The following is a 22,583-nucleotide window of genomic DNA, read 5'->3' as shown; positions in this document are numbered from 1 at the left end:
GTCAGAGATCATCCGAGAGTACTATCGCCTGCGATTGATTTTGCGAAGAGAGCACTTCACCTAGCCCGGATCTTTCGTCGTGAGGCCGGGCCTTGATCGACACCGGTGCTGGGCGGTGCGGCGGGGCTGATTCTGCCTGTTGGGTGTGACAGTTCGGCCGAGGTCGCTCGGGGCGCCGGGTCCACGTGCCGGTCGGGTTCCTGGGTCGTCGGGGCTGGCGGGCCGGGGTTCAGCCGGGGACGGCGAGTGCGTGAAGCTGGTCGAGTCCGTTGAGGATGAGCCTTGACCAGGGCGAGTGCGTCGGGAGGTGCAGCACGACCTGGCGGGCGTGGCGGGCGATCTGGGCGGGGATCGAGAACAGGCGCAGTCGCAGCCGTTTGGGTTCCCAGCGGCGGGCGGGATGCTCGCCGAACGCGAGCATCTGGGTCCAGGCGGTGATCTCACAGGCCAGCGCGACCACGGCCTGCCAGATCCGGTTCTGGTCGAGCTCGTGCAGGGCAGGTTCGTCAGCCCGGTGTCCTTCGCGGCCCGGATGCGGTCCTCGACCCGGGCGCGGCGGCGGTGGCGCAGCTCGAGGTCTGCGAGCTGGCGGTGCGGGCCGCCGGGACGGGTGTTGGTGGCGAATGCGTCGTAGCGCAACCCGTCCGGGTCGGTGATCCGCAGCTGCGCGCCGGGGTGTGGTCGCTCCCGGCGGACGATGACCCGCATCCCAGTCGGCCAGGGCGTGAGGTTCATCAGGCCGGTGGCCTCGATGACCCAGGCCCCGGGACGGGGCTCGCGGCCGGCGTCCAGCGCGGTCTGCCAGTCGGTAACGGGCAGCGCAGCGAGCTGGTCGACCAGGGCCTGGGTCAGCCCGAACCCGACCGAGTAGGACAACCGCTGCCCGTGAAGCCAGTCCAGGAGCTCGTGGGAGGCGCCGGCGCCATCGACCCGGATCAGGACCTTGCGGCCGGGCCGGTTTCCGGGCTTGTGCCCGGGCAGTTGACGTAGGGCGGCGCGGATGACGGTGATGTGGTCGGCGGCGGTGTTCGACCCGGCGTTCCCCGGGCGCAGCAGCGCAGCGAGGGGCTCCCCGGTCCCCGCGGCGCCGTGGTCGACGAACGCCCACAACGGGTGGTGGCCATAGCCCTTCTTGAACGTCGGTGCGGCGCCCTGCTTGTCGGAGTGGGCGGTGACCAGGGTCGCGTCCACATCGATGACCAGCGGGTTCGCCGCGTTGGTGGCGTGATCGGGAGCGTGCCCGCCGGCCAACGCCCATGCTCTCGCCCGCGCCGCGGCGCGGGCGGTGTCGATCGCCGTCAACGCTGCGGTGGCGTCGGCTGCGAGCCGATCGATCGTGCGGGACACCGTCGGGTCCGAGGCGACCGGCCCAAACACGGCAGGTTCGGCGCGCAGCATGGCGATGTCGGCCAGGCAGTCCCCGCCGACCGCGAGTGAGACCTGAGTTGCACAGATTTAGTGCCCCGGCGCGTAGATCACCGACCAGGCCCGAGCCATCCTCAGCCGGCCGGGGGTCTGTCTCGTGATCGGTGTTTCCGGCGTCGTTGTCAGTAGGTCTCGGCTCCCGGCCAGCGGTCACCGAACGTGATGGCGAATGCGTTGATCACAGGCTTCCACCGCATCGTCCACCTAGTGCGGCCCGTCCCGGTCGGGTCCAGGCTACGAGTCACAAGATACAGGCACTTCATCGCCGCCTGTTCGGCCGGGAAATGGCCTCGAGCACGCACCGCTCGGCGGTAGCGGGCGTTGAGCGATTCGATCGCATTTGTGGAACAGATCATCCGTCGAATCTCGACATCGTAGCCGAGGAATGGAACGAACTCCTCCCACGCGTTACGCCACAGCCGGACCACGGCCCCGTATCTGCGGCCCCATTTTTCGTCGAGCTCTTCCATGGCGGCAAGGGCGGCATCCGGACTCGGCGCGGTGTAGATCGGCTTGATGTCCCGCTTGACCGCGTCCCAGTCCTGTTTGCCGACCAGCCGGAAAGTGTTCCGAATAAGGTGCACGATGCACGTTTGAACGACGGTGTGCGGCCACACGTTCGCCACGACCTCCGGCAGGCCTTTGAGGCCGTCACAGACCAGGAAGAGCACGTCGCGCACGCCGCGGTTCTTCAGGTCGACCAGCACGCTCATCCAGAACTTCGCGCCCTCGCCGCCAACGCCCATCCACAAGCCCAGGACGTCTTTGCAGCCGTCCACGGTGACGCCGATGGCGGCGTAGACCGGCCGGTTGGCCACCTGCCCATCACGGACCTTGACGTGGATGGCGTCGATGAACACCGCCGCGTACACCGCGTCCAGCGGCCGGCTGGCCCATTCGTTCATCTCGGCGACGACTTTGTCGGTGATCCGCGAGACCGTCTCCTTGGACACCGACGCCCCGTAGATGTCCGAGAAATGCGCGGAGATCTCCCCGGTGGTCATCCCCTTCGCGTACAGCGACAGCACGATCTCATCGACATCCGTCAGACGCCGCTGCCGCTTGCGCACGATCTGCGGCTCGAAACTGCTCTCACGATCCCGCGGCACATCAATCTCGACTTCGCCCGCGGCATCCGAGATCACCGTCTTCGAGCGCGACCCATTCCGCACGTTCGTGGAATCTCGATCCGGGTCCGCCTGATTCTTGGCGTGCCCGAGGTGCTCGGTCATCTCCTCGTTCAACGCCGTTTCCAACACATTCTTGGTGAACAACTTCAGCAGGCCGTCCGGGCCGGTCAACGCCAGACCGCGTGCCTTCGCCTCGGCCACCATCGCCGCTGCAGCGGCCTGCTCCGGCGACAGCTCCCGCGCCGGCTTGGACTCACCCTTGCGTGGACTCACAAGGTCCGATGTCATCACTCACAGTGCCCATCCCGCCGGACCCTCGCCCGGCGTGTCGGGCCGAAAACACCGATCTTGAAACAGTCCCCCGGCTACCGGCGATCAACGCGCCGGGGCACTAAATCTGTGCAACTCAGGTCTGACAGCGGCCAGTCCAGACTCACCGTAGGCGGCCATTTGCCGCCCCAGTGGCTGCTCGGGGGTCCGGAGTCGGTCAATCCGCACCGCGCCGGGCCGGAACCTCCGAGTCGTGCGCCGGCTGATCTGTGAGAGCGGCTACCGGCTCGGCAAGGTAGGAGGCCACCGCGTAGGTGGCGTGGCGGTCGAGGTTGTGGCGGGCCCGGTCGTAGCGGCGGGTGGTGCGCGGATCGGCATGCCCGGCGGCGTCTTGGACGTCGCGCAGCTCGACCTTGGCGTCCAGGGCGGTGGTGACGAAGGTGTGCCGCAGGCTGTGTGGGCCGATCCGGTCCGCCGAGGCGAGGCCGGCGGTGTGGGCGAGGCGGCGGATCAGCCGCCACGCGGCCGGGCCGTCCATCCGCCGCCCGGTGCGGGTGGTGAAGATCGGCCCGGTCTCCCGGCCGTCGAGGTAGGCGTCCAGCGCGCGAGCGGTCGGCGCCGCCAGTGCTGCGGTGGCGGCCCGGCCGCCCTTGCGGTGCAGCCGCAACACCCGATGCCCCCGCTCGACCTGGAGGTGCTCGACGTCGCGGGACAGCGCCTCGTCGATGCGTAACCCGTTGTGCAGCAACAACGTGACCAACGCTGTCGCGCGGGGCCCGTCGGCGGCCGCGGCGGCCAGCAGTGCGCGTTGCTCGTCGCGGTCCAGCCCGGTGCTGGGGGAGTCGGACTCGACCCGGGGGCGGCGTACCCGGGTCACCGGTGAGGACTCGATCAGGTCTTCGTCGGCGGCGTAGTCGTAGAACCCGGCCAACGCGGCAAGCCTGCGCGCCACGGTCGATGCCGCGGCCGGGCGTCCGGTCCGCGGCCGCGGCGCGGCGAGGGCGGTGACGTAGCCGTCGAGGTGGACCCGGCGTGCGGCAAAGACCTCGAGCCCGACCTGGTCGCACCAGTCGAAGAAGTCGGTGACGTCGCCGGCGTAGGCGCGGCGGGTGTGCTCGGAACGGCAGCTGAGCAAAAACGCCGCCAGGACCCGATTCCGACGGTCCCTCGCGCGCTCGACATCCCCGGCCGCCATCGCGGCCACCACGCTCGCCCCGGCGGGGAGTGCGTCGTCGTCGAGCTGGTCGGGCCCACCCACGCCAGGAACCGTAACCGAGCCACACCTGCACACCACGGACGTCAGGGGCGGTGTCAGATACTGGTGTCAGGTGCTGGCGTCCCAGCCCGCGCTGATCAGCATCGCGAGCGCCTCGGCCTTGTCGCCGAGGGCGTCGAGGTCGATAGGGGACAGGTAGACCTGCACGTGCGGCTCGCCGGCACGGGCCTCGGCGTGCCAGACGGTGTGCTCGACGCTCAGCGAATCGGTGGAAGGCGCCACGTACATCTCTGCACCTGCCGGCGGGACGGCTGGCATCTCGACCAACCGGCTCAGATGGACCAGGTCATCGACGACCTCGGCCGGGCCCTGCGGGCGCATGCTGTACGCCGTCGCGACCAGCTCCACCCGGACCATCATCGCAGTCTGCCGCACGGCCTGGGCGGCGCCGTGCTCGACCTGGACTGCGAAGACTCCGGCGGCACGGCGCGCCGGGTGCGCGGTGGGCGTGCTGTCTGCGGGGGTGAGCGCGGAGACGAGATTCTCGATGGTCGCCAACTCGTCCCCGAACTCGGCGGCGCCGACGGCTCGCAGTCTGATCTGTCGGGCGGCGAAGTCGGCCATTTCCTGCGGAGTGACTGTCTGTCGTTCGGCGTGGATCGCTGCGGCAATACGGGGCGGGTTCTGCCATTTACCGGCCGCGGTCTGGTGGTTCCAGTACGACGCGCCGGCAGGGTTGAGACCTCGCCGGAAGACCGCGACCGCGTCGGCGACCTTGTCGGCTTCCAGCCTGGCTGCGCCTTCGGGAATCCGCGCGTAGGACTCAGCGGCTTTCTCCGGGACGGACAGCCGCCCGGCCCCGCGGTCCGCGACCTGCTGGAAGTAGCGGTCAAGGATGCCTTGTCGGCTGATCCCCTCGGGCACCGCCAGGACGACGACGGCGACCTGGTAGCCGGCGTTCCGGTACTTCGTGGCGGTGGCGACGAGGTAGTCCGGGTTCTGCGCGATCTCGTGCACGAGCGCGTGCAGCCGGTGCGCCCGGACGTAGTCCTGAACTTTCGCCATCCACGCACGACCGTCCGGCCCGACGGCCGCCGCCATGAGCTTGTCGTCGAGGCCGAGGATCTCCGCGTAGCGCGGGTGATAGGCCTCGTAGATGTCGACGCTGTAGATGTCCCTGTCGACCTCGACGAAACCCCCGTCACCGAAAACGTCCCGGATCTCGTCGGCGGTGGCGGACTTCCCCGCACCAGGCTGGCCGATGAGGAACACGACGATCGGCTGCTCCTGCGCCGGGACCAGCTCCAGTTCGCTGGGAACGATGTCGCGCCGGAAGACACGGTCGTTGTCGTCCGCGGACAGCTGGTAGGACCCAACGTCGGGCGACGTGCCGTCACCGCTCAACGCGACTGCGCCTGCAGTTGTGCGTCGAGCTCGGCGATGAGCCGTGTGTAGCGCGCCCGGACCTCCGCCACCTGGTCGCGGTCGTAGGCCCGCAGCCGGCGGCGCTCCGCCGCGCACTGCTGCCGGGCCGCCGACCAGGCGTCCATCCGCTCAGCCCGTGGATTCGGCGAGTGCTGCTCGGAGGCCAGCAGCGAGGAGTAGCAGCCGATGGCGTGGCTGATCGCCTCTTGAGCAGCCTCGAAGGCGGTGGATGCCTCCGAGTCCCACGGCCGCGGCCGCAGACGAGCGAGGAGGTCCGGCGGGTCAAGTCCCCTGGCGTGGTGTGTGACGGCTGACGCGTGATCTTCTGGATGTCGGTCAGGCGCTGAGCGCCGGGATCGTGTCGGCGGAGGTCACCTCCTCGGCAGGGCTGGTGGTGGCGGGGACGGCGGTGATCCGGGCCCGGGCGAGGACATCGAGGCCGAGGTAGCGGCGACCTTCGGCCCACTCGTCGTGCTGTTCGGCGAGCACGGCACCGACCAGGCGGATCAGTGAGTCGCGGTCCGGGAAGATCCCAACCACGTCGGTGCGACGCCGGATCTCTCTGTTCAGCCGCTCGGAGGGGTTGTTCGACCAGATCTGGCGCCAAAGCTCCTTCGGGAAGGTCGCGAACGCCAGGACGTCGGCGCGGGCGTCGTCGAGGTGCTCGGCCACCTTCGGCAACTTGTCGGCGACGGCGTCGAGGACGCGGTCGAACTGGGCGTGCACCGAGCCGGCGTCGGGCTGGTCGTAGACCGAGTGCAGCAGCGCCCGCACCCACGGCCAGGACGCCTTCGGGGTCGCGGCCATCAGGTTGGCCGCATAGTGCGTCCTGCACCGCTGCCAGGCGGTCCCGGGCAGGGTCGCCCCGATCGCTGCGACCAGGCCGGCGTGGGCGTCGGAGGTGACCAGCCGGACACCACTGAGCCCTCGGGCGGTGAGGTCGCGGAAGAACCCGAGCCAGCCGGCGCCGTCCTCGGCGGAGGTGACCTGCAGCCCGAGGATCTCTCGATGCCCGTCGGCGTTCACACCCGTGGCGAGCAGGGCGTGGACGTTGACCACCCGTCCGCCCTCTCTGACCTTGAGCACCAGAGCGTCCGCGGCGACGAACGTGTAGGGGCCCTGATCGAGCGGGCGGGACCGGAACTCCTCGACCTGCGCGTCCAGCTCCTGGGCCATGGTCGAGACCTGCGACCTCGACAGCCGGGTGATCCCGAGGGACTCGACGAGCTTCTCCATTCGGCGGGTGGAGACCCCGAGCAGGTAGCAGGTGGCGACCACTGTGGTCAGTGCGCGTTCGGCGCGGCGGCGGCGTTCGAGCAGCCAGTCGGGGAAGTAGGAGCCGTTGCGCAGCTTCGGGATCGCCACGTCGATCGTGCCGGTGCGGGTGTCGAAGTCGCGGTGACGGTAGCCGTTGCGGGTGTTCGTGCGCTGCTCGGAACGCTCGCCCCACGCCGCCCCGCAGACGGCGTCGGCATCGGCGGACATGAGCGTGTTGATGAACGTGGTCAACATCTGTCGCAGCAGGTCGGGACTCGCCTGGGACAGCTGCTCGTGCAGGAACTGGGTCGGGTCGATACTGGAGGGTGCGGTCATCGCGTGGAACTCCTGAAGCACTGTGGAAGGTCTCCAGAAGATCACGCGATGGCCGCCCTACCCGTCTACGCCACGCCCCTCACCCGGGCCGGGTCGCACACCACCCTGGTGGACGCCACTGTCCGGCGCGGTGACCGGCGGATCAGCCGCCCCCTCCTTGTCGCGCATCAGCGATGTCCCTCCGAGATGAGCCCCGCCCGCCGCGGCACTCCGGTAGCCATCCTGCGCGGTCACCGTCATCCCTGCAATCACACCCCAGACCCTGCTGATACTCCACAGTGGACAATTATCAATCTACAGCTATTACGTTCAGCGGGGTTCGTGGGCGAGGTCGGTGAAGCGGCTGTAGTGCAGCTGGTGCGCGACGGTGATCGTGCTGGTCGGGCCGTTACGGTGCTTGGCCAGGATCAGGTCGGCCTCGCCCGCACGCGGATCGTCGCGCTCGAACGCATCGGGCCGGTGCAGCAGGATCACCATGTCCGCGTCCTGCTCGATCGAGCCCGACTCACGCAGGTCCGACAACATCGGACGCTTGTCGTTGCGCTGCTCCGGCCCACGGTTGAGCTGGCTCATCGCCACCACCGGCACCTCGAGCTCCTTGGCCAGCAACTTGATCTGCCGGGAGAACTCCGAAACCTCCTGCTGCCGTGACTCCACCTTGCGCCCGGACGTCATCAGCTGCAGATAGTCCAGGATGATCAGCTTGAGGTCGTTGCGCTGCTTGAGCCGGCGCGCCTTGGCCCGGATCTCGGTCAACGTCAGGTTCGGCGAGTCGTCGATGAACAACGGCGCCTCGGAAATCTCCGACATACGCCGCGCCATCCGGGTCCAGTCCTCATCGCTCATCCGGCCCGCCCGCATGTCGGCCAGCCGGATCCGGGCCTCGGCCGACAACAGCCGCATCACGATCTCGGACTTGCTCATCTCCAGCGAGAACACCACGCTCGTCATGCGATGCCGGATAGAGCAGGAGCGGGCGATGTCGAGCCCGACCGTGGACTTCCCGACGCCCGGCCTGGCCGCGACGACGATCATCTGGCCGGGGTGCAGACCGTTGGTGATCGCGTCGAGGTCGGTGTAGCCGGTCGGCACGCCCAGGGCCATGCCGCCGCGGGCAGCGATGGCGTCGATCTCGTCCATCGTCGGGCCCAGCAGTTCCTCGAGCGGGGTGTAGTCCTCGCTCGTGGCCTGTTCGGTCACCTCGTAGATCGCCGCCTGGGCCCGGTCGACCACCTCAGCAACATCACCGCCATCGCTGCTGGCGCCGTGGTAGCCCAGCTGCACGATCCGGGTACCAGCCTCCACCAGCCGCCGCAGGATCGCCTTCTCCGCGACGATCTCGGCGTAGTAGGCCGCGTTGGCCGCCGTCGGCACCGTCGCGATCAGCGTGTGCAGGTAGGGCGCACCACCGAGACGGATCAGCTCACCGCGGCGCTGCAGCTCCGCCGACACCGTGACCGCATCCGCCGGCTCACCCCGACCATAGAGATCGAGGATGCAGTCGTAGACGGTCTGGTGCGCCGGGCGGTAGAAGTCGTCCGGGCGCAGGATCTCCACGACGTCGGCGATCGCGTCCTTGCTCAGCAACATCCCACCGAGAACCGACTGCTCGGCAGTGAGGTCCTGCGGCGGCTGACGATAGTCGGGTGCTGCGACCGCGGGCTGCTCGATCGGGACGGCGCTCATCGGCGGTGCCTCCTGCGCGGCAGTCGGGGGCGGGCGAGACGTCCTTCGGCCCGGGCTCGCTCCAGGGCGCGCTCATAGGCGCTCGCTTCCGGCGATGCGGTGTTGGCCGGCGAGTCGTAGGCGGGGGCTTCCAGCGCCGACGGTGGCGGGGCCGGCTTCTCCGGGGTGGACGACGTCCGGCGCCAGCTGGTGATCACAGATCGCCGGTGGTCGGGGTTGGCAATGTCCTGCTCGGGGCGGGGGGCGTTGCGGCGTTCGTGAAACTCCCTGGCCCACCGGCGGGTGAGCTGCTCGGTCACGGCCGCCGCGGCCGCGGTCCGCTCAGCCGCGGTCAGCTCGACGTCGGTGGCGGTGAGCTCGCCAGCACCGTAGGTCAGCCGCCTCGCTGCGGCCGCGCCGTGGCGCTCGACCACCTCGGTCCGCAGGGGCTCCCAGACGCGCGGTGCCGCCACCGGGGTACCAGCCACCTGCCACCGCCGGAGACGGTGCTTGATCCACCCTTCAGGGCGCCGTAGTTCGGCTGCTGGGCAGCGATCGGACCGACGGGGACCTCCGGTGGCCGGGGCGTGGTCGAGAGCGTGCAGGACGTCGCTATTGGTCCACCCTGCGCGCCACCAGGGCCGCACGATGGCGCGCAGAGCGCGCGGGCTCACCCGCCACAGCGCCCGGTCGGCATGCTTGAGCTCAGCTGCAGCAGCAAGCATCTGACCAGCACTGACCGGGACACGAAGATCAAAAAAGCCTGCGCTCTTTCCGTCGAGGCGCGGCCCGGTAGGGCCGGCAATAGTGTGGTTGACCTGCGGTTTTGTGTGTGAGCTGTGGATGATTTTTCTCGCGCGCGTAGGAACCACATGTTCTCTGTTAGAAACAGGATTTCTAGAGAGGGTTGGGGTCCGGGTTAGAGCAGTTGAGGCACTGTCCTCAGCGGTCACGGGGACCCGGAGCTGGTAGACCGCGGCGCGGTTTCCCTCGACGTGCTGCAGCGCCATCGGCCGGAACTGAGGCGTCGTGCCGCGCTCCAGACGGGCAAGCCAGCCGAGCCGGTGTAGCTCCGCGAGCCAGCTGCTCATCGTGCTGCGGCTCCACCCAGTGGCCTCCATGAGCCGATCCCAGGTGGGGAAGCTGCTGTGGTCGTCCCAGTCCGCGTGGAGCGCGAGGGTGCGCACGAGCAACCGCAAGCGAGCGGCACAGTCGCGGCGGCGCGCGACGAACCATCGCGAGGCGAACACCGCGTGGGCCCAGTCGTGCGCGGTACGGGGCAGCACCGACTCGGCCACAGCGGGCCGGCCGGTCAACTCAGCCGCATCGGTCTCGCCACCGCTGGCGAACCAGCAGGGGCCGCAAACGACCGACCTAAGGGGGGTGTTGCGCGCGATCCCGGAGCGCCGAGCACAGCTAACGCACATCTGCGGCGGGCGGTGCGCGAAGGCGTCACGCTGGACCAGGTCGAGCCGAAACGGCCTGACTACGGCCGGCGGCTCCAGCAGGGTGGTGATCGGGCTGCTGGTCTGATCGGGGTGTGTGACGCGGGAGCGTTGTGACGCACCGGGTCCGAAGGCTGTGCGATTTTCCGGGCGCGCGCTACTATTGGAGCGCGCAGGCAAGCGTGTGCGCCTCCCTTCGGGGAGGGGCTGGGTGCCGGAGCTGGAACTCCGCGCCCCGTTACGTGGGCCCGTTCCTCTTGGCCGGAGGGACGGGCCCTAACGTTTTCGGGGTCCTGCTGCACTCAGCCCATTTGAACTTTTGCTGGCGTCCTAGGGCTTAGGCGGTGCGGTCGAGGACCTCCTCGGCGAGCGAGAGCTGCTTGTTGCCACGGTTGCGCGGATCGAGACGCGCGACGCGCTCAAGCGCCTCTTCCACGGCGTCCGGGTGGTCGAGCGCGACGAGCAGCGCCGCGGCGACCCAGTCGGTCTGGCTGACATCACCGCGGGCCTCGTCGACCTGCTCCACGATCTCGGTCCAGACACGGCCACCGACGAGCTTGCGCTCGCCGCGGTAGCTACCGGGTCGGGGCTTGTACTGCCGTCTCGTGGGCATGGCCGGAATCCTGGCACCTGTAACAGCTAAAGCCGGGGCGACGCGCCGATGACGGCACAGGCTTTCTCCCGCATGGCCATCGCATCGGCAAGAGGCCGCCGGGTCGGGCGAGTTGGTCTCCATCATCGTCGACCTTCCTGCAGTCGTCGTGGACGTTGGGCGCCGTACTCGAGTCCGTCAGTGATGGTCCGGTCCACCTCGGCCTGGGTGCATCCGTCGACCCCGACATGCACCGCGGCCGCCGCGGTCAGGGCATGTCGGGCGATGTCCTCGGGCAGGGCTCCCCCGCCGACGAACTCGCCGAGGATCCGCGCTGCGCGCAGCAGGGTGTAGTGCCGGTGGCCGGTCCTCGCGGCCGCGACGGTCGCGCACTCCGCGTTGATCGCGCTGGTCACGTAGCCCGTCAGGTTGCCGCTGGCGACGGCGTGGACCGGAGCGGGCCGAGGCGTGGGCGGAGTTGGTGCCAGCGCGGTGGCCAGCCAGCTTGGGAGCGGTGCGATGGGGCGACGGTTCACGACGCGGTACATCCCGCCGGGACGCCGCGATCCCGCAGCGACGATGTAGCCGCCGTTCGCGCGGGTGTCGATGCGAGCTCCCAGACGCCCGCCGGTGTTACGCAGAAACTCTCGATCCGAGACGGCGAAGTACAGATGGTCACCGCCACTCGGAGTACGTACTGTATAGGTATCTCCTGGGTACTCTTCTCCGGTTTCGCGGGCGATCCGAGCCAGGTGCTCACGCCCTGAGAGCTCCCCCGACTCGCCAGACCGGCCGTCGCCGCCTCGGGCCACGTCCAGATCAACGACCACCAGGCCCTTCCCGGTCACCAGGCCAATATTGAAGGGGGCCTGGCGGTACCACGCTTCGATCACTCTGTTGTCTTGCGTGGCGCGGTCCTGCCAGCGCCGGACGGCCGGTGTCTTGCCGAAGGGTGCTACCGGGAAGATGGGGAATCGCTCGGCGGCCGCGCGGGCGTCACGAAGCAGCTGCCGCTTCAACGAGTCGACGTTCACGTACCTTCCCCCGCAGCGCGATCGGTCCTGCAGCTGTTACAGCTGTACGGATACTAGCAATATCAATCTATACTCAGCCAGGTGCAGAAGGCAGCTCTTGCCGTCGGGGGTGCTCTAGCTGCCGGGATGACTGCGCTGTTGATGCTGATCGTCCTGGTCAGCAGCTCTGACGAAGCGAATGCCGCACCAGGCATGCCCGGGGTCGTCTGCGCGCCGCCGGGAGGCAAGCCGGGGGACCCCGTAGCCGGGTTCGCCGGACCACAGCTGGCCAATGCGGCCGCCATCGTGACGGTCGGCGTCAAAATGGGCGTCCCCCAACGCGGCCAGGTCATCGCCGTGGCAACCGCGATCCAGGAGTCGAAGCTGCTGATGTACGCCAACTCGACGGTCCCCGCGTCACTGAGCCTCCCCCACGACCGTGTGGGCTCAGACCACGACTCCGTGGGCTTGTTCCAGCAGCGGACGTCCTGGGGGCCGCTCGCGGTACGGATGGACGCGCGCAAGTCCGCGCAGTTGTTCTACGCCCGACTCTTGGCCGTTCCGGGTTGGCAGTCGATGTCGCTGTCCCAAGCAGCGCAGGCGGTTCAGGTGAGTGCCTTCCCGGACGCCTACGCGCGGTGGGAAGAGCCTGCCTCGGCCCTGGTCGGCTCAGTTGCCGGCATCGTGTGCACGAGCCCGGGCACTTCTCTGGCGACCAACCCGAAGGCGCAGCTGGTGATCGACCGGGCGCTCTCCCAGCAGGGAGTGCCCTACGTGTGGGCTGGCGGGGACGCCAACGGCCCGACCAAGGGAGGGTTCGACTGCTCCGGGCTGATGGTCTACGCCTTCGCCGGGATCGGGGTGACCGTGCCGCACCAGACGCAGTCGATCTGGGCCACCTTTCAGCCCGCCATCACCGACCGTGCTCAGCTCCAGCCCGGAGACATGCTTCTGTTCAGCAGCAACGGCACCGCTGGCGGGATCCACCACGTCGGCCTGTATCTGGGAGACGGAAAGATGGTGCACGCTCCCGAGACCGGGGACGTCGTCAAGACGGTCGAGAAGATCTGGAACTCCCCCTACTGGACCAGGGAGTTCATCGGCGCCGTACGAGCAGGAGTTCCTACGCCTCGCTAAGCCCGCCGGAACCCTGCCGGGCGCGCGACCAGTGCGTCCACGACCCTGTGGCAGGGCTGGCCCGTCGGAGGGCCTCGAATCAGGGAAGCCAGCCGTGCCCCAGCACGCGCCTGGATGCGCCCGCCGCCGGCGGTCGCGTTCCTTGCGGTGCAGCCACTCGATCACACGCAGCGTCTCGAGGCTGCCGTACCTAGCCGACCGGAGGCCTGACCACCGGTTCAGGCCGCGGGGATCTCGAACTCGAACCCAGGCCCCGCGAACTGGGACTGCCCAAAGATGAGCCACCCGGCCCCGGGCGGGACGTCGACGTTCGTGAAGCCCTTGTACGTGCGCCCCGGTTTCATCTGGGAGAACACCGTCATCTTGTTGGTGCAGTAGAAGGACGCGAGGTTGGCGACGTCGTTGATCGCCGTGCCGTCGGCGCTGACCCAGTCGAACTGCTGAGCGGACCCGGCGTAGTAGCCGGGCTGCGACGCGTCGTAGACCGGGGTGTTCTCGACCGTCATCTCGATGGTGAAGAACCGGCCGTGCTCCGGCTTCGCGTTCTCCTTTGTCACCGCCGCAGGGCAGCTCGAGTCGAGCGACTTGATCGCCGTAACCGTCACGTACTGGCCGATTCCTGCCGACATCGGCGGCCCCCACAACTGCATCCGCTCGCCGACCTTCCACGGCCGCGCCCCACGTGGCGACGTCGGCCCGACACCCGAGTCGACGGTGCCGGGGTCACCAGCAGGTGTCTGCTCGGCGGTGTCCGGTTGCCCGGTCACCGGCGGCACGCCGGTTGTCGGATTCGGGTTCGGCTCGGTGCCGCACCCCCCAACGGCGAGCAGCACCGCGACCGCTCCGGCCACGAGCGCGACGACGCGCTTCGCCATCCCACCCCCCCGGGCTGTTCGGACCTGCACGAAATGTTCGCGGACTGTACCTACGGCGTTACGCACCGCGCGGCCGGATCGTCAGCTCAACACCAGGACGGCCCAAAAGGACCACCTGACCGAGGAGCACCGCGCGATCCGCCCACCCGCCCCTCGGAGCACGCAGCGACAGCAAGCAGCCGGTCGCCGCCGGCGGGCCCGCAGCATCGTCCCCGCCCCGCCTACGGCAGCCAAGGGGGCTGAGGCGCTCCGCCGGGGCGCCAGCCCCTTGGCCGGTCATACTCGTACATCACGATCAGCTCGACGTGCTCGGTGCATAGATTCCGGTTCTGGAACGACTCAGTCGCGCCTGCCGGGCATTGCCCGCGATCCTCCTGCTGCTCGCAGCGCTCCTGCCAGGGCACCTCGGGCTCCGAGATCCGTATACCGAATAACTTGCGCACGCTGTCAATCCACACGTCCGTGAGATCTATCAGGCCCTACCGACGGAATTCGGTTCCTTCTCGCGCCCGCTAGTCCGATTTTCCTTCGGCCTTGAGCAGGCTTTCGATGATGTCGCTCAAGGCCTGCTGTGAGCGCGGGGAGAGCCGGGCGGCGCGCAGCATCATCGACTGGACGAGGTCGTCACGCAGCAGGATCCGCTGGCGCAGCTCGTCGACGTCGAGGTCGGCTGGCTCGTCTTCCCAGAAGAAGGCGGGCGAGACGCCGAAGAATCGGGCGAGTTCCTTGAGGTAGCGCTGCGACGGGTCGGTCCGCTCGCCGTTGAGGATCTTGAGGATGTAGACGCTGCTGATCTCGCCGCCGTTGTCGTTGATCCAGCGTGCGACCTGGGCCGCCGAGTACGGCTTGTCGTCGATGTTGCGAATGCTCTGGAACAGGTAGTTCAGCCGCTCGGGCATCGTCCCGCGGGGGTTGGCGACCCTCCTGCGGCGCGCGCTGGATGCAGCCACCCCGTCCTGCGTCCCAGCCTGGCGCCTGACCACCTCGTCACCCTCCACCGTCGGTACGAGCTCGAGCCCGCGTCGAATCGGGGCAAGCGTACGCACCAGCCGGTGGGCCGCAGTCATGGTCATGCATGACTGTATAGCGCACAGATAGAGTCATCGGTACAGTCGTACCGTGCTTGCTCGCCTCGACCAGACACCTCCTACGACTCGGATCGAGCCGTATCACATGGTAGAGGCGTGCCCGTCGGATCGACGCCACTGTCGTCAGCAGAGCAATAGAACACCTCGATCGTACCGATTCTCGCCAGTCATCGGCTCGTCCAGGACTGGCTTCGGGTCCGCGGCTGTTGTGCGCAAGGCCCCGACGGAGGTGGCCAGGTCGTGAGTCGCCGCGATAGCGGGCGCCGCGGCCGTGTCTCCTCCCCTCCCCCATGGTGGTCTCCACCGCAGGACGGTGGCCCAGCCGGGGACCGCCGGGCCGCCGGGTACGCGCCCACGCCAGCGATCGGGCCCGCTCCGACCAGGCCCTCCCCGCCACCAACACCGGCACCGAGGCCGAGGCCGGTCCCAATCCCAGCGCCGCCTGAGCCGCGGGCGGCGGTGCCGCCGTCCGCGCCACTCGCACCGGTCCCTCTCCCCGCTCCTTCCCCACCGGCTCAGCAGGCGCCGGTTCCGCCGACCGTCCCACCACCGAACGTCCTCGGAGCGGCGCTGGCCGCGGTCAAGAAGCGGTGGGCCCAGCCGGACGCCGACACTTCGCCGCCCCCTCCGGGCCCGGCGGTCGTCGCGCCGCTGCGAATGAACTCGGCGCACAGCGCACCCCCGCCCGCCCAAGGGTTCATCCCCCCGGCGAGCAGCGCCCCGGCCGCAGCGGTCCGCCGCCCCGTCGATGGCCATCGCCCAGGCATCTGGACCTCAGTTGATCGCCCGCTCGAAGCGTTGACGCCACCGGATCGGAGCGAGGCAGCACAGCTGGCGGTCTGCTTCGCGACGGACTACCTGTCCTGGGACGAGGCAGTACCGGAGCGCCGTGTCGAGGCTCTCGGCTGGTACCTCCCCCCGGGCGCCGACTGCACGCTCGGCTGGACGGGCAAGGGGCGCCAGCGCGTCGAGGCCGCGCATGCGGGTCGCATCATCAGCGTCGACTACTGGCTCGTCGTCGACGTACGGGCGCGCGTCACGCCCTACCGGCGGCTATCTGGGCCGCCGCCCGACCTGACCGACGACTTCGAGCTGCTCGAGGGAGCCCGCTGGTCGTCGGTACCGCCTACGACCGCAGCGGGGTGGGAAGCCGGACCGTCGATGTGGCTGCGGCTGTCGATCCCCATCCGCCGGCATGACTCAGGAGCGCTCGTCGTGGAGCTGGCCCCGATCCCCGAGAACGCGGAGAGAAGCTCATGACCGAGGAACGCCCGGCCCCGATGCAGCCCTTCGTCCGCGCATGGAGCGGCGCCCTCGCCCCAGCCACCAGCGCCTCCCCCGACGGCGGTCACGCAGCCCCGCCGCAGACCGCTCCGGCCGCTCCAGGTAGGGCGCGTGCCCATGTGCCGTCGTCCGCGGCGGTCCCATCCGGCCCGGTACTGAGGGCAGTTCCCTTCGAACCTCCCGCGCCCCGCGACACTGCGTCCTCGGCGACCCCGCCGCTCGGGCGCGGCACCGACCGGGACGAAACGGGACCTACCGCCACCACCGGGCCACAGTCCGAGCCAACACCCGAAGCGGCAGCCCTGACTGCCACACCACCAGCGAGCGCTCCGACTGCGCCACCGGAGCACGCGACATTCGACGGCTACCTGCGCGGGCAGAGCTTGCAGCTCCAGGTACCGCGCCGCGGCCTGCGCGCCCTCCTCTGGAGGGCCAGCGGCGGCCGGATCTCAGTCGGCGCCTCAGCGCGCGAGCTCTCCGAGCGTGTGCACCTCGACAGGATCCGGACGCCGTTGACCGGCTGGCACACGATCACGGTGGCGAGCAGCAAGGGCGGGGTGGGCAAGACGACGACGTCGGCGCTGCTGGGTCTCACTCTGGCCGAGCACCGCGGCGATCGGGTGGTCACCCTCGACGCCAACCCCGACGCCGGCAACCTCGCTCAACGACTGCTCGGCTACCGGGCCCCCGCGACTGTCCGCCAGCTGCTCGAACAGGAGAATCTCGATCAGCTCGCCTCGTTCACCGAGGTCAGCCGGTTCGTCAACACTGCCGGACGCCTGCAGGTGCTGGCCAGCGACCTCGATCCGGCGATGTCGGAGGCGTTCAACGCCGCGGAGTACCGCCGCGTCCTGGCGCTGCTGACCAGGTTCTTCAACATCGTCATCACCGACAGCGGCACCGGGCTGATTCACTCGGCCATGACCGGAGCCTTGGAGACGACACGCAGCCTGATCGTGACGGGCAAGCCCACGATCGACGCCGCCGAGGGGATCACGACGACGCTGGATTGGCTCATCGCGCACGGTTTCGACGAGCTCGTCCGCGATGCGATCGTCGTCCTGACCTGCGATCGGCAGGCCCACAGCATCGACCCCGCTGCCCTGCGTGAGCACTTCGCCGACCGCTGCCGCGCAGTCGTCGAGTTCCCAGCCGATCCGCACCTCACCGAGGGCGGCCGGATCGACCTCGAGATGCTGCGGCCCCGGACACGCCAGGCCGGTCGCGAACTCGCAGCCCTGGTCGCGGAAGCGTTCACCTGGGACTTCCCTGCCCCCGACGGCTTCACGACCGGCGGGCGGTGACGGCGATGGGCGCTCTCAAGATGGTCGTCACCGCCGCACTGGCCACCTCGTCACTTCTCGGTTGCTTCACCGTGCCCGCCCTTGGGACCCAAGCCCAGCTGCCTACGCCCGCGGCTGCTGTTGCGGTGGCCGCCGGATGTGGATGGCGCCAGACCGCTCAGCAGCTCTTCGACAATCTGCGGTCGGCCGCTGACCCAGGAGGAACGCGGCTGCGCGACAGCCTTGCGGCGGCAGGTGCCGGCACACCGGCCTTTCTTGCGGGCTGCGCTGACACCGCCCCCGGCGTGACGGGCAGGAACACGAGGACGTGCCCGTCTGGTGCGCGGCCGTACTTCCCGAAGGCCGACTGGCTGTGGTCCCCCATCCCGTCGGGGGCGAAACTCGATCCGTCGTCGACCGCGATGGCCGGGGATCTGGCCTCGGGCGATCACATCCTCAACACCGGCGAGTTCGGCGTCGCGCTGGTCAACCCCGACCAGATCAGCGCCTCCACCCCGCGCTCGACGGTGCCGCTGTCGGAGAACTGGGGCGGCAACCCCCTGGCCGGGGTGAAGGTGCCGGTCCCGGCGAACCTGCAAATCCCACCCGGCTCCGACGGCCACGTCGCGATCGCCGACCCGACCACCGACACCGTGGTCAACCTGTGGGTCACCAAGAAGACCGGCACCGGGCTGGCCGCGAACTGGGGCGCAGCCACCCCGCTCGACGGTGACGGCCGCGAACACAACGGCTCCTCCACCGGCGCCGGCATCGCCCGCTACGCCGCGGTCGTGCGGGCCTCTGAGATCGCCGCGGGCACGATCCCGCACGCCCTGTTCTTCTCCACCAACATGGTCAAACCCGGCGAGGTCCGCTACCCGGCCACCAAGACCGACGGCTCGAACATGGACGGCGCCTCCGCCCCGATCCCCGAGGGCGCGCGGGTGCAGCTCGACCCGAGCATCGACGTCGACACCATCCCCGGGATCAGCAGCGGCGAGAAGGCCATCGCCAAGGCCCTGCAGACCTATGGCGCCTACGTCGGGGACAACGGCGGCGCCCGGATGGCGTTCATCGCCGAGTACGCCCCCGACTCGAACGCCTACTCCCAGGCCGGGCTGTCCGGGGACTTCGTCGCCCTCGACCACATCCCGTGGGCGAAGCTCCGCGTCCTGTCCGACTGGAGCGGCGGCACCCAGACCACCCCCACCGGAACCGACACCGACCCCAGCACCAGCTCGGGCGCGGGCTCGGGGTCGGGCTCGGGCGGGGTCGAGCCCAGCGCGGCGACCTGCGGAAACGGGCAGCGATGAGCCCTCCCGTTTGACGGCCACGCCATGTACCGGGCGCGTCTCGCCTGTCTACCGAGAACCAGTCGTCGACCCGACCACACCGATCGTTTCCTGACCAAGGAGCAGTGACCCCTATGCCTGTCACCACCACCGTCGGCGCCCTGGCCGTCGCCGCCGCGCTGGCCGCGGGACCGGCCCTGACCACCACTCCCGCCCTCGTCGCCGACCAGACCGACAACCGGACCTGCACCGTCCAGACCTCCACCGGAAACACCAGCACCAGCACAGGGACCGGCGGCACCGGGACCGGCGGCACGGGGGCCAGTGGCACGGGGCAGCTCACGCCGGATCAGGCCGCGCAGCTGCTCGAGCAGACCCGGGAACTGGTGACCTCGCTGACCCTCGCCGGCGCCGATGCCCGCGCGGCAGCGTTGGGCTCGGGCATCCGGGCGCTGGGGATCACCCCGTCAGTGGCCTCGGGCTGGGAGCAGCAGGCCCACGACCTCGCCGACACCACGCTGGCCGCGATGGGCGACGACCCGGCCGCCGGAGCGCTCGCAGTCGCGCTGGCCAAGGCCGGCTACTCCCCCACCCCCGCCGACCTGCGCACCGACACCAACAAGGCCCCCGACACCAGCGCGAGCACGGCCACCGGCACAGCATCGGGGCAGGACGCGGCCGCGGATGGTGGGAGCGGGCCGGCGATCGCGCCCAGCGCCGCGGTCGGGTCGGTCCTGCTCGCCGGCGGCGCGCTCGCTGCGGCGATCCGCGCACTGCCCGCCGACGGCTTCGAAGCCTGCGGCCTCGACTCCACCACCGACTCCACCACCGGCACCAGCACCAGCGGGGGCTCGTCGGCCGATGGCGCCGCCGGCACCGGCGACTGGTCGTCCCAGGCAGACGCCCTGCTCGCCCAGCTGACCGGCGACTCCGACCCCGCCGCCCGCCAGCTCGCCCAAATCATCGAGCAGGCCCGCGCCAGCGGGACCGGGACCGGCAACACCGTCAACAACCAGGTCACCGAACGCGGCAACAACGGCTCCACCACGAGCGACAGCGGCGCGACCAGCACCGGCACCGGCACCACCAGCACCGACGCCGGCGGCACCGACGCCGGCGGCACCGACACCGGCAGCACCGGACAAGGGAGCACCGGGAGCACCACCGGTGGTGACACCGCCCCGGGCGGCGGCGGGGCCACGGGTTCTGGGGCTACGACCGGCGCGAACGATCCCGCGACCGATCAGACCTCGACCGGTGGGGCCGGGGCGGCCGGGCAGGCGTGGGAGGCGAAGGCGCAGAAGCTGGCCGACGAGCTGTCCTCCGCCGGTGACGACCCGGTCGCACGCAACCTCTCCGAGCAGCTCGCCGCGCAGGGCATCACCGGCCGCGCCCAGCAGGCCGGCACCACGAACCCGACCGACACCACCTCCACCGGCACCAACTCCGGGGACAGCTCGTCGACCTCGGACAGTGCCGATCAGGGCGGCGGCGACAGCGATCAACCCAGCGACCAGGACACCGACAGCGGCCAGCAGGGCGCCGACGACCAGCAGAGCTCCGACGGTCAGGACCAGAAGCAGGACGAGTCGGAGAACCAGAAGTCCCAGGACGACGGCGCCTCGGACCAAGACTCAACAGACCAGAGCTCGACGGATCAGGCCGCGCAGGACGACCAGCCTGCCGGGGACCAGGCCGGCGGGGACAAGCAGTCCGGCCCGGACGCCGGGACCAGCACGAACACCGTCTGGGATCGCTTGGCTTCCTGCGAATCGGGCAACAATTGGAGGGCCGCGGGCGGGTCATACAGCGGCGTTATCCGAACGGATCGGACCCAGAGTGAGGCAGGCCATAGCTGCGCTGGAGACGTTCAGGCGGTGCTCGTCGGGATCACGAACAGCATGAGGGCGAGTTTGATCTCGCGGTTGGGGTCTCCGTTTGCGTGGAGGACGAAGTCGTGACGGTCCTCGCTGGCGTGAGTGCCCTTCCGCTTGAAGTTGGGGTGTTCGGTCACTGCAGTGACGGCCTTCGTCGTGATTGCAGTGACGTCGCCCGACTTCACGAAGATCAGCAGGGCGGCCTTGGTGTCGCGCCAGGTCGTGTAGCTGAGAAGCTGGTCTATGGCGGCGGCGAACTTCTTCGGCCCATTCCAGATCTTGCACTCGCCGATGAATATGTTGCGGTCGTCTTCGCGGATGAGGATGTCCGTCTTTCCTGCGCCGTTGAAGACCTCGCCGGACGCTGCGCCCTCAAATTGGGCGTTGAGGCCGATCAGCAGGATGTCGCGGATTTCTTCCTCGGTAAATTTTGCTGCAATGGAGGGGCTGCGCTCCAACGCGTTACGGCTGTTGAGCAGAACCTTCAGCGCCTGTTCGTATTCGGCTTCGCCCATGGCGGGCTCGGGGGTGTAGGCCTGTCCGCGCTCCTGCGGTGGCCGGGTTGGGACGACCTTCTTTCGGGTGATCGGAACGGTATAGGTTGCGGCGTCGCGCCGAGTCTTGAGCGGAAACCCCAGGTCAGCTTGGATCTGTTTGTCGGCCAGGTGCTTCGCGCGCCGCTTGCTGACCAGGCCGGGGATGGCGCTCGCGAGCGTCTTGTTGTGTCTGGCGATATCGTTGTTGGTGAAGCCGACCGATGTCTCGATGCGCGTGAGTTCCTCGCCGATGTGGCTTTTGATCACCTCGGCGGTGCCGTGTCCGTAGTCGCTGTCCCAGAACAGATGGATCTCCTGGCGGCCGACGTAGGCGTATGGCGGCGCCAAGCCGAAGGTCGATGCGCGCAGGTCGAACAGCTTGGGGTCACCGCTGAACGGGACGACCACGGTGTAGCGAGTAACGCGACGCTGGTGCTTCTGCCTGTCCCAGCGATCATGGACCCACTTAGTGATCTCAGCAGGGGAATCGAGCTGGTAGGCCTCGTCGCGGTGCAGGACGAGCTCCTCGATGGTCCCCAGACCGATCAGGTAGTCGACGACGTCCGTTTCGGAGGCGAGCAGCAGCTGGTCAGGGTTGTAGTCGAGCAGCGCCTGCTCGGCCTTGGCGCGGGCTTGGGCGAGGTGCTGGCCCAAGTCTCCGTTGCTGAACAAGGTTCTGCCATCCACCCGCTCATGCTCCCCTTCGGGCCCGACAGACTTCAGACAGACACGGCCCCGAAGCAGCGGTTCTGGCCGATGTCGGGACTCTTGGGATCAGCGAGGCGTGTGAGGCTCTCCGAGCTGGTCGAGCAGATCGCAAAGTCGGCGGGCCGTGCGTTGATGTCGTTCGACCTCCCGTGCCCAACCTCGCTGCTCGGCGTCCGTAGCGAGCTGGTGTTCGGTGCGGATCCGTGCCTGCAGCCGCGGCGTGTAGTCGGGAGTGGTGACGAACTTCGAGCAGGTCAGGTAGAGGTCGCATTCGCATGGGCCTTCCTGGGGCAGGCGCAGGCAGCGGCCGAGTTCGAGCTCGGTCTTGTAGAAGTTTGTCGACAGCCAGCTGACCGCTTCCTGGGTGAGCTCCCCAGCCCGGATTGCTTCGGCCTGCGGCCCGGCCAGGACAGCGCCCGGGGCGAGGACGGACTGGTAGTCGGCCAGGACCACCGGGTCCGACAGGCTGGTGTAGGTCATCGACATGCCCGCGGAACGATGGCCGAGGACCTTCATGATGGTCTGGAGCTTCGCGCCGCGTTCCCCGAGCTGAGTGCCCATGGTGTGGCGGAAGCGGTGTGGGTGGACCAGCGGCCGGCCTTCGGCGTCGACCAATGTCGACGACGGATGAAAACTGAGCAGGTGCCGACCGGGTGGTTTCTACGGAGCGTCGCAACACTCCCATGATCGTTTAGGGGTTGTGTTGTCTTCGACGCGTCGTGTCAAGAA

At 69.2% G+C, this 22,583-nt stretch carries 18 protein-coding genes and 1 pseudogene; 5 read left to right on the top strand and 14 right to left on the bottom strand.

The annotated features are described in order from the left end of the window. Positions 1 to 229: 229 nt before the first annotated feature. The 10 genes and pseudogenes from PSED_RS34970 to PSED_RS34925 form a co-directional block, all read right to left on the bottom strand. Positions 230 to 1,398: pseudogene (locus tag PSED_RS34970) on the bottom strand (IS1380 family transposase). A 149-nt stretch (positions 1,399 to 1,547) separates the two neighbouring features. Further along, positions 1,548 to 2,828, bottom strand: a complete 1,281-nt coding sequence (locus PSED_RS34965; RefSeq protein WP_181392452.1) for an IS256 family transposase — start codon at positions 2,826 to 2,828, stop codon at positions 1,548 to 1,550. 214 nt (positions 2,829 to 3,042) lie between these two features. Further along, the gene (locus PSED_RS34960) at positions 3,043 to 4,083 is read right to left on the bottom strand and encodes a tyrosine-type recombinase/integrase (protein WP_014203919.1); all 1,041 of its coding nucleotides are present in this window, start codon (positions 4,081 to 4,083) and stop codon (positions 3,043 to 3,045) included. 66 nt (positions 4,084 to 4,149) lie between these two features. Beyond that, positions 4,150 to 5,445 carry a zeta toxin family protein gene (locus tag PSED_RS34955; RefSeq protein ID WP_014203918.1) on the bottom strand — a complete coding sequence of 432 codons (1,296 nt, stop codon included), beginning with the start codon at positions 5,443 to 5,445 and terminating at the stop codon, positions 4,150 to 4,152. After that, on the bottom strand, positions 5,442 to 5,591 hold the full coding sequence (locus tag PSED_RS34950) for a hypothetical protein (RefSeq protein ID WP_014203917.1): 150 nt from the start codon (positions 5,589 to 5,591) through the stop codon (positions 5,442 to 5,444). Before PSED_RS34950 ends, PSED_RS34955 begins: the two co-directional genes overlap by 4 nt. A gap of 211 nt (positions 5,592 to 5,802) precedes the next feature. Next, a complete protein-coding gene (locus tag PSED_RS34945; protein WP_014203916.1) occupies positions 5,803 to 7,059 on the bottom strand; it encodes an IS256 family transposase in 1,257 nt (418 codons plus the stop codon). A 309-nt stretch (positions 7,060 to 7,368) separates the two neighbouring features. Beyond that, the gene (dnaB, locus tag PSED_RS34940; RefSeq protein ID WP_014203915.1) at positions 7,369 to 8,745 is read right to left on the bottom strand and encodes a replicative DNA helicase; all 1,377 of its coding nucleotides are present in this window, start codon (positions 8,743 to 8,745) and stop codon (positions 7,369 to 7,371) included. Beyond that, entirely contained in the window at positions 8,742 to 10,010 is a 1,269-nt protein-coding gene (locus PSED_RS34935) for a helix-turn-helix domain-containing protein (RefSeq protein WP_233899534.1), read from the bottom strand. Before PSED_RS34935 ends, dnaB begins: the two co-directional genes overlap by 4 nt. Before the next feature lie 496 nt (positions 10,011 to 10,506). Further along, on the bottom strand, positions 10,507 to 10,782 hold the full coding sequence (locus tag PSED_RS34930; RefSeq protein WP_014203913.1) for a DUF7970 domain-containing protein: 276 nt from the start codon (positions 10,780 to 10,782) through the stop codon (positions 10,507 to 10,509). 122 nt (positions 10,783 to 10,904) lie between these two features. Then, positions 10,905 to 11,795 (bottom strand): bifunctional DNA primase/polymerase, encoded by an 891-nt coding sequence (locus PSED_RS34925; protein ID WP_014203912.1) that lies wholly within the window; start codon positions 11,793 to 11,795, stop codon positions 10,905 to 10,907. 81 nt (positions 11,796 to 11,876) lie between these two features. Between PSED_RS34925 and PSED_RS35575 the strand changes: the two genes are divergently transcribed. Further along, the gene (locus PSED_RS35575) at positions 11,877 to 12,911 is read left to right on the top strand and encodes a C40 family peptidase (RefSeq protein WP_325176155.1); all 1,035 of its coding nucleotides are present in this window, start codon (positions 11,877 to 11,879) and stop codon (positions 12,909 to 12,911) included. 218 nt (positions 12,912 to 13,129) lie between these two features. Here PSED_RS35575 and PSED_RS34915 read toward each other — a convergent pair whose 3' ends face one another. Beyond that, the gene (locus PSED_RS34915) at positions 13,130 to 13,786 is read right to left on the bottom strand and encodes a hypothetical protein (protein WP_014203910.1); all 657 of its coding nucleotides are present in this window, start codon (positions 13,784 to 13,786) and stop codon (positions 13,130 to 13,132) included. A 512-nt stretch (positions 13,787 to 14,298) separates the two neighbouring features. Next, positions 14,299 to 14,859, bottom strand: a complete 561-nt coding sequence (locus PSED_RS34910) for a helix-turn-helix domain-containing protein (RefSeq protein ID WP_181392444.1) — start codon at positions 14,857 to 14,859, stop codon at positions 14,299 to 14,301. Positions 14,860 to 15,672: 813 nt separating this feature from the next. Here PSED_RS34910 and PSED_RS34900 point away from each other — a divergent pair. From PSED_RS34900 to PSED_RS34885, 4 genes are all read left to right on the top strand, one after another. After that, positions 15,673 to 16,134 (top strand): hypothetical protein, encoded by a 462-nt coding sequence (locus tag PSED_RS34900; protein ID WP_014203907.1) that lies wholly within the window; start codon positions 15,673 to 15,675, stop codon positions 16,132 to 16,134. Then, positions 16,131 to 17,462, top strand: a complete 1,332-nt coding sequence (locus tag PSED_RS34895) for a nucleotide-binding protein (RefSeq protein ID WP_014203906.1) — start codon at positions 16,131 to 16,133, stop codon at positions 17,460 to 17,462. The genes PSED_RS34900 and PSED_RS34895 overlap by 4 nt, the downstream gene beginning before the upstream one ends. A gap of 284 nt (positions 17,463 to 17,746) precedes the next feature. Then, complete coding sequence (locus PSED_RS34890) at positions 17,747 to 18,754, top strand: hypothetical protein (RefSeq protein ID WP_233899533.1); 1,008 nt, start codon at positions 17,747 to 17,749, stop codon at positions 18,752 to 18,754. Between the two features lie 113 nt (positions 18,755 to 18,867). Beyond that, a complete protein-coding gene (locus PSED_RS34885) occupies positions 18,868 to 20,694 on the top strand; it encodes a transglycosylase (protein ID WP_014203904.1) in 1,827 nt (608 codons plus the stop codon). On the opposite strand, the gene PSED_RS34880 is transcribed toward PSED_RS34885, so the two are convergent. Further along, entirely contained in the window at positions 20,604 to 21,833 is a 1,230-nt protein-coding gene (locus PSED_RS34880) for a hypothetical protein (RefSeq protein WP_014203903.1), read from the bottom strand. The genes PSED_RS34885 and PSED_RS34880 overlap by 91 nt on opposite strands. A gap of 87 nt (positions 21,834 to 21,920) precedes the next feature. Then, the gene (locus PSED_RS34875; protein ID WP_238790982.1) at positions 21,921 to 22,469 is read right to left on the bottom strand and encodes a site-specific integrase; all 549 of its coding nucleotides are present in this window, start codon (positions 22,467 to 22,469) and stop codon (positions 21,921 to 21,923) included. Positions 22,470 to 22,583: the final 114 nt, after the last annotated feature.

Source organism: Pseudonocardia benzenivorans CB1190 (genome assembly GCF_000196675.2).
Classification (GTDB): Bacteria; Actinomycetota; Actinomycetes; order Mycobacteriales; family Pseudonocardiaceae; genus Pseudonocardia; species Pseudonocardia benzenivorans.
This window is presented reverse-complemented; position numbering and strand designations above follow the sequence as displayed.